Source organism: Mycobacterium sp. TH-M25 (assembly GCF_057473665.1).
In genome coordinates, this window is the sequence record NZ_JBYCLA010000372.1 from 1 (window position 1) to 7259 (window position 7259).

6 protein-coding genes are annotated in these 7259 nt (G+C 67.1%); 5 read left to right on the forward strand and 1 reads right to left on the reverse strand.

Annotated features, from left to right (window positions below; genetic code table 11):
* Window positions 1-351: 351 nt before the first annotated feature.
* On the forward strand, window positions 352-1110 hold the full coding sequence (locus AC2VOU_RS12490; RefSeq protein WP_486957670.1) for an SDR family NAD(P)-dependent oxidoreductase: 759 nt from the start codon (window positions 352-354) through the stop codon (window positions 1108-1110).
* Window positions 1111-1288: 178 nt separating this feature from the next.
* Window positions 1289-3454 (forward strand): acyl-CoA dehydrogenase family protein, encoded by a 2166-nt coding sequence (locus tag AC2VOU_RS12495; RefSeq protein WP_486957665.1) that lies wholly within the window; start codon window positions 1289-1291, stop codon window positions 3452-3454.
* Between the two features lie 102 nt (window positions 3455-3556).
* On the opposite strand, the gene AC2VOU_RS12500 is transcribed toward AC2VOU_RS12495, so the two are convergent.
* Window positions 3557-3904 (reverse strand): Zn-ribbon domain-containing OB-fold protein, encoded by a 348-nt coding sequence (locus tag AC2VOU_RS12500; protein WP_486957666.1) that lies wholly within the window; start codon window positions 3902-3904, stop codon window positions 3557-3559.
* Between the two features lie 67 nt (window positions 3905-3971).
* Between AC2VOU_RS12500 and AC2VOU_RS12505 the strand changes: the two genes are divergently transcribed.
* From AC2VOU_RS12505 to AC2VOU_RS12515, 3 genes are all read left to right on the forward strand, one after another.
* Window positions 3972-5165, forward strand: coding sequence for a thiolase family protein (locus AC2VOU_RS12505; protein ID WP_486957667.1), 1194 nt, complete (start codon window positions 3972-3974; stop codon window positions 5163-5165).
* Window positions 5166-5175: 10 nt separating this feature from the next.
* Window positions 5176-6600, forward strand: a complete 1425-nt coding sequence (locus AC2VOU_RS12510; RefSeq protein ID WP_486957668.1) for a FadR/GntR family transcriptional regulator — start codon at window positions 5176-5178, stop codon at window positions 6598-6600.
* A gap of 164 nt (window positions 6601-6764) precedes the next feature.
* Window positions 6765-7247, forward strand: coding sequence for a homocitrate synthase (locus AC2VOU_RS12515; RefSeq protein ID WP_486957669.1), 483 nt, complete (start codon window positions 6765-6767; stop codon window positions 7245-7247).
* The last annotated feature ends 12 nt before the right edge of the window (window positions 7248-7259 follow it).

Below are 7259 nucleotides of genomic sequence, written 5' to 3' on the forward strand. Positions count from 1 at the left end.
TTCGACCTCGAGCCGCTGCCGGCGGGTCATCCGCTGCGGTCGCTCGACAATGTCGTCGCCACCCCGCATATCGGCTACGTCGCCGAGCAGGTCTACCGGGTGTTCTACGGGGAGGCCGCGACCGAGATCGCCCGCTGGCTCGGCGAAGGCTGCTGACGTCGCTGCTGAGCTACTCGGCGATCCGCCCGCTCTGGGCCCTTCGCGGCGCCAAGCCGCCCGGGTTCAAACGAGGCCGTCGCGAGCCGATCAGCGGCAGCGCTCACCTTTACACACCTGGCCGAAACCGTCACGTCCCCTCGCGATAACGTGCAGCTAATGCTGAGGCCGGTCGGCCCGTACAAGGAGGTAGCGATGGAAATCAACGGCAAAAAAGTCATTGTGATCGGCGGGGCCTCGGGCATGGGCCGCGCCAGCGCCGAGTTGCTGCACGCCCGTGGGGCCAGCGTCGCGGTGTTCGACCGCGAGGGCTCGGACGGCAAGCAGGTCGCTGCCGGCATCGGCGGAGACTTCTACCCGGTCGACGTCACCGACTTCGCCGCCACCGAGGAAACCCTCGAGGCCGCGGTCGAAAGGCTCGGGGGTCTGCACGTCACGGTGACCACCGCCGGCGGCGGCATCGCCAAGCGCACGATGTCGAAATCGGGTCCGCACGACCTCGAGTCCTTCCGGTCCGTCATTGATCTCAACCTGATCGCGTCGTTCAACATCAGCCGGCTGGCCGCGAGCTATATGAGCCAGAACGAGCCAGAAGACGAGGAGCGCGGCGTCATCATCAACACCGCATCGATCGCGGCATTCGAAGGCCAGATCGGGCAGGTCGCCTACACCGCCGCCAAAGCCGGCATCGCCGGCATGTGCCTGACCATGGCGCGTGACCTCGGCTCGCTGGGCATCCGGGTGCTGGCGATCGCGCCCAGCCTGTTCGCGACCGGGCTGACCAAGGGCATCCCGGAGGAGTACGCCACCGCTCTGACCAAGGACGCGGCGTTCCCGAAGCGGCTGGGCCGCCCGGATGAGTACGCCAAACTGGTCGCGGCGATCGTGGACAACCCGATGCTCAACGGTCAGTGCCTGCGGCTGGACGCCGGTCAGCGGTTCGCGCCCAAGTGACGCGCGTCAGTCACCCAGTGTGAAGCCAGCGTCACGTTGGGCGCCGAGTGTGACACCAGCGTCACGGTCGGCACCGTCATCAGGCCGACCGACCACCCGGTTGGGAGTTAAGTACACTCTTTCCCGACCGGCGTGAGGTTCCCGACCGGCCAACGGCGTCCAAGAGGAAGGCCCTGCAATGGGTATCGCACTGACCGACGACCATCGCGAACTCGCCGAAGTGGCCCGCGGGTTCCTCACGTCGCAAAAGGCCCGCGCCGCGGCTCGTGCGCTGCTGGACGCGCCCGAGGAGGGGCTGCCGCCCTTCTGGCGGGCCCTCGTCGAACTCGGCTGGCTCGGTCTGCACATCGACGAAGAACACGGCGGCTCGGGGTACGGGTTGCCCGAGCTCGTCGTCGTCATCGAAGAACTGGGTCGGGCGGTTGCACCCGGGCCTTTCGTGCCGACCGTCATCACGTCGGCGGTAATCGCCAAAGATGGCTCTGTGCAACAAAAGTCGCGACTGCTGCCGGGACTGATCGACGGAACGACCACAGCGGGCATCGGTCTTGGCGGCAGCGTCAGCGTCAGCAACGGCGTCGCCGACGGCGACGCCGGCGTCGTGCTGGGCGCCGGACTGGGCGACCTGCTGTTGATCGCGGCCGGGGACGACGTGCTGCTGCTCGAACGCCACCGCGACGGCGTCTCGGTCGAGGTGCCCGAGAACCTGGACCCGACCCGGCGCTCCGGACGTGTCCGGTTGGAGAAGGTCCGCGTCGGTGACGACGACATTCTGCGCGGGGCACACGACTCCGCGCTGGCGCGCGCCCGGACGCTGCTGGCGGCCGAGGCGGTCGGGGGAGCGGCCGACTGCGTCGACTCCGCGGTCGAGTACGCCAAGGTACGTCAGCAGTTCGGCCGCACCATCGCCACCTTCCAGGCGATCAAGCACCACTGTGCCAACATGCTGGTCGCCTCGGAGTCGGGTATCGCCGCGGTGTGGGACGCATCGCGGGCCGCCTCCGAAGACGAAGCACAGTTCCAGCTCGCCGCCGCTTCGGCTGCGACACTGGCGTTTCCGGCGTACGCGCGCAACGCGGAACTCAACATTCAAGTGCACGGTGGCATCGGGTTCACCTGGGAACACGACGCGCATCTGCACCTGCGCCGGGCGCTGGTGACCACCGCGTTGTTCGGCGGTGACGTGCCCGCGCACGACGTGTTCGAGCGCACCGCCGCCGGCGTCACCCGGGAGAACAGCCTGGACCTGCCGCCCGAGGCCGAGCAGATGCGGAGCCGGATTCGCGCCGACGTCGCCGAGTTCGCCGGGCTGGAAAAGCAGGCGCAGCGCGAGAAGCTGATCGAAACCGGCTACGTGATGCCGCACTGGCCCAAGCCGTGGGGACTGGCCGCCGATGCGGTGGAGCAGTTGGTCATCGCAGAGGAATTCCGCGCGGCGGGTATCAAGCGGACCGACTACGGCATCACCGCGTGGGTGATCCTGACGCTGGTCCAGCACGGAACACCCTGGCAAATTGAACGATTCGTCGAAAAGGCGCTGCGCAAGGACGAGATCTGGTGCCAGCTGTTCTCCGAGCCCGAAGCCGGATCCGACGCCGCGTCGATCAGGACCAAGGCCACCCGGGTGGACGGCGGCTGGAAGATCAACGGGCAGAAGGTGTGGACCAGCGGGGCGCACTACTGTGCACGCGGCCTGGCCACCGTGCGCACCGACCCGGACGCGCCCAAGCACGCCGGCATCACCACGGTGATCGTGGACATGAACGCCCCGGAGGTCGAGGTGCGGCCGCTGCGTCAGATCACCGGTGGATCGGACTTCAACGAGGTGTTCTTCAACGACCTGTTTGTGCCCGACGAGGACGTCGTCGGGGAGCCCAACACCGGCTGGACGGTGGCGCGGGCCACGCTGGGCAACGAGCGGGTCAGCATCGGTGGCAGCGGATCCTTCTACGCGGGCTTGGCCGCACAACTGGTGCAGCAGGTGAATGCTCACCCGGATCGGTTGGCGGGCGGGCGAACTCGGGTGGGCACCTACCTGGCCGAGGAGAATGCCCTGCGGCTACTGAACCTGCGCCGCGTCGCCCGCAGTGTCGAGGGCGCGGGCCCCGGGCCGGAAGGCAACGTCACCAAGCTGAAACTGGCCGACCACATGGTCGAAGGCGGCGCGATCTCGGCCGCGCTGGCGGGCCCCGAGACCGCCTTGTACGACGGCGACGGTGCGCTGGCAGGCCGGTTGGTGATGAGCGCTCGGGCCATGGCGATCGCCGGCGGCACGTCGGAGGTGACGCGTAATCAAATCGCTGAGCGAATCCTCGGGATGCCGCGCGACCCGCTGATCAACTAGGCCGGCCGGGCCGGTAGACCGTTGGGGCGCCGAGCGTAACGCCGTTGTGAGATCCGGCCCCGAAAATCGCCGTGGCGTTACGCTCGCAGAAATTCACGCCGATCAGCCGACGGGGGCAAAGCGCGGCGCACCACCCAGTCCGGGTTCTGGCAACGCCTCGACAGCCATGCCGCATGTGATCGAATCGGGTTCGCAGTCAACGATATTCGCGGCTATTCGCAGACCCTGCTGCTCGGCGAGCTCCACCAGCGCGATGACGTAGGGCGTCTCGATTTCGGGGTTGAACGCGTGGTAGTTGACCGTGTAGGTGAACACCGAGCCTCGCCCCAATACCGGCTTGGCGTGCAGCGGTCGGCCGCAGTCGTGGCAGGTGCCGGCAGCGGGGTGGACCCAGCGCCCGCAGCTGTCACAGTGTTCGATGAGCAGCTGGGACGTCGCCTCGGGTGGCACCGCCAATACAGTACACTCAATTGCCTTGGGCTGGTGTGCAATGGGGTTGGTCTAACGGACGGCGTAGATGAGCTATTTCGAAAAAGACGCGATCATTTCGGGTATCGGCATCTCCCGAATCGGCCGTCGCACCGGCATTCCGGGGTTCGACCTGACGATGGAAGCGGTCCGCACCGCGATCCAGGATGCCGGTTTGGCCGCAACTGACATCGACGGCATCGCCACCTTGGGTGACACGCCCGTCGCTGAGGTCAACGCCGCGTTGGGCATCGAGGCGTCCGACAGCGGGACGGGGTTCAGCACCGGCGGCCTGATGAACCCGGTGATCTCGGCGTGCCGTGCGGTCTCTGAAGGTCGTGCGCGGCATGTGCTCATCTACCGGACCATCCAAATGCTCGGCGGCACGATCCTGCCCAACCAGGACGAGAACGCACCCGTCTCCCCGATGGCGAAGATGTTCGACACGCCGGAGGGCGAGACGCCACCAGTCGTCGGCCCGATGGATGATGTCGGCGATCTCGTTGCCGCCCAGGCATATTCCGCGGCGAATTGGCTGGCGCTGCACTGTCGTCGCCACATGGAGCTCTACGGGACCACCAAAGAGCAGCTGGGCTGGTTGGCGATCAACAGCAGACGCAACGCCGCGCTGAATCCCCTTGCGGTCTTACGGGATCCGATAACGATGGCGGACTATCTGGGTGCTAGGCCGGTTTCGGCACCGTTCGGGTTATTGGATTGCGACATTCCGATCGATGGATCGGTCGCGTTGGTGGTGTCGGCCGCCGGCTACGCCAAGGAGTGTCCGCACCGGGCCGTGAAAGTCGAAGCGGTCGGCGGCAGTAACGGCGCGGGCGGCTGGTTTCACCGCGCGGACTACCCGAAGATGGCGTCGGTCGATGCGGCGGCTCAGATGTGGTCCCGGACCGATCTGACGCCCGCCGATCTAGATCTCGCGGAACTCTACGACGGGTTCACCTTCCTCGCCTTCGCCTGGCTGGAAGCCCTCGGCATCTGCGGTGACGGCGAAGCCGGCCCGTTCGTCGACGGCGCCGAACGCATCGCGCTGGACGGCGCGCTGCCGTTGAACACCTACGGCGGCCAGCTGTCGGCCGGACGTATGCACGGTTATTGGCTGTTGCACGAAGCGTGTCTGCAGTTGCGCGGCGAGGCCGGGGAGCGGCAGGTCTGCCGTCGGCCGGAGGTCGCCGTGGCCGCGGTCGGAGGTGGGCCGATCGCCGGATGCTTGCTGCTGACGTGTTGAGTGTCACTGTGTGAGAGCGCAACTGAGAGTGGAGGAGAAGTCGGACAAGCGGGCTTCGCAAATAGCCCGCCGCATCGAAGGCGACATCGTTCGTCGGGGCTGGCCGATCGGGGAGTTGCTCGGCTCGGAGCAGGCACTGCAGGAGCGCTACCAGGTCAGCCGGTCGGTGTTGCGGGAAGCGGTTCGGCTCGTCGAGCATCATCAGGTGGCGCGGATGCGTCGCGGCCCGAACGGCGGCCTGTTGATCTGCGAGCCGGACGCAGCACCGGCCACCCACGCGATCATCATCTACCTGGAATATCTGGGTATCACGATCGATGACCTGCTCGACGCCCGTCTGCTGCTGGAGCCGCTGGCCGCATCGCGTGCCGCGCGGCAGATCGACGAAGCGGGCATCGGCCGGCTGCGGGCGGTGCTGGATGCCGAGCAGGATCGACAACCGTCGACCGACGAGTTCCACACCGCGCTGGCCGAGCAGTCCAAAAACCCGGTGCTGCAATTGCTTATCGACATCCTGATGCGGCTCACCGCCCGCTATGCCGAAGACTTGCAACTCGATTCCGCCGGCGATGCCGTCGAAGCGTTCGAGCTCTGTCGTCGCGACCATTCGGCGATCGTGGCCGCCGTCACTGCCGGCGATGTCGCCCGCGCGATCACACTGAGCGAACGACACGCAAAGTCGGTGGCCACATGGCTGCACGATCACCATCACCGCGACCCACGTCCACGCCGAACCGCCAATCCCGAAGCGCCGCAGCGCAAACTCGCCGAGGTGCTGGCCGCTGCCATTCGCGACGACATCGCCGGCAGCGGCTGGCAGGTAGGGGAGGTGTTCGGCACCGAGGTCGCGTTGGTGGAGCGCTATCAGGTCAGCCGCGCCGTGCTTCGAGAGGCCGTGCGGCTCTTGGAGTATCACGCCGTCGTCACCACCCGGCGGGGGCCCGGCGGTGGGCTGGTGGTGGCAGAACCGCAGGCGCAGGCCAGCATTGACACCATCGCGCTGTTTCTGCAATATCGTCGACCGCGCCGCGAGGATCTGACCCTGGTTCGCGACGCCATCGAGATCGACAACGTCACCAAAGTCGTCGCACGCCACGACGCGCCCGAAGTGCGCGCCTTCCTCGACAGCCAACGCCTGCTGATCGAACAAGCCGCCGACGATCCCGCCGAGGTGGGCGCCGAAGAGTTCCTGTTCCACGCCGGGCTGGCCAAGCTGGCTGGCAACGCCGTCTTGGAGTTGTTCCTGCAAATTCTCGTCGAGGTGTTCCGTCGGTATTGGGCCAGCACCGACCAGCCGTCCCCGAGCCAGGCCGACCTCGCCGATGTCAGATTCGCCCACCTGCGAATCGTCGAGGCGATCGGCCAGGGCGACGACAGCCTGGCCCGGCACCGCATCCGGCGCCACCTGGATGCCGCCGCATCCTGGTGGCTGTAAATCATGTTGCACCGGTTGCCCACCAGCGGCTAACCTTGACGACGTGCGTCATCTTCTCGTAGTAGCCAGCACCCGCAGCGGGGTCTGATCCAGACCGACCCCCCGCTGTGGGTCGAAAGCTACTACCCGTCGGTCACTCCAACAGAGTCAGAGAAGACCGGCACATGTCTATCACCTTCGCTTCATCCGAACCGTCGACGATCCTGTTCGACGGCATGCCGCTGCCGCGCGGGCTTCGGGAAGACGCCGGCTCCATGTCGTGGAGCGTCTTCACCGCCACCTACGCGCCGAGCGTCGGACCGCTGCGACTCGGCCGGTGGCACTGCGCCGACGACGCCCGATCGGCCACCCGGCTGGGGCCGCGGACATTCCAGGCCACCCTCGCGCTCGGCGATCGCATCGAAACCGCCACGGCCACCGCGACGGGGCCGGTCGCCGCGCTGACCGCGATGCTGCATCAGCACGGCGTCGCGGTCGAGATGCTTAAGTTCCATCAACTGCACCGCGACGACACCACCGCCACGTTCATCCAGGGCACCGACGGGTGTCGCGCCGAGTGGGCGATGGGCTGCGCGCACGACCCGACGCAGTCCGCGCTGTCGGCGTTCATCGCCTGCGCCAACCGGCTTTACGCCGGCAACCGCTAACCACGAACGTCG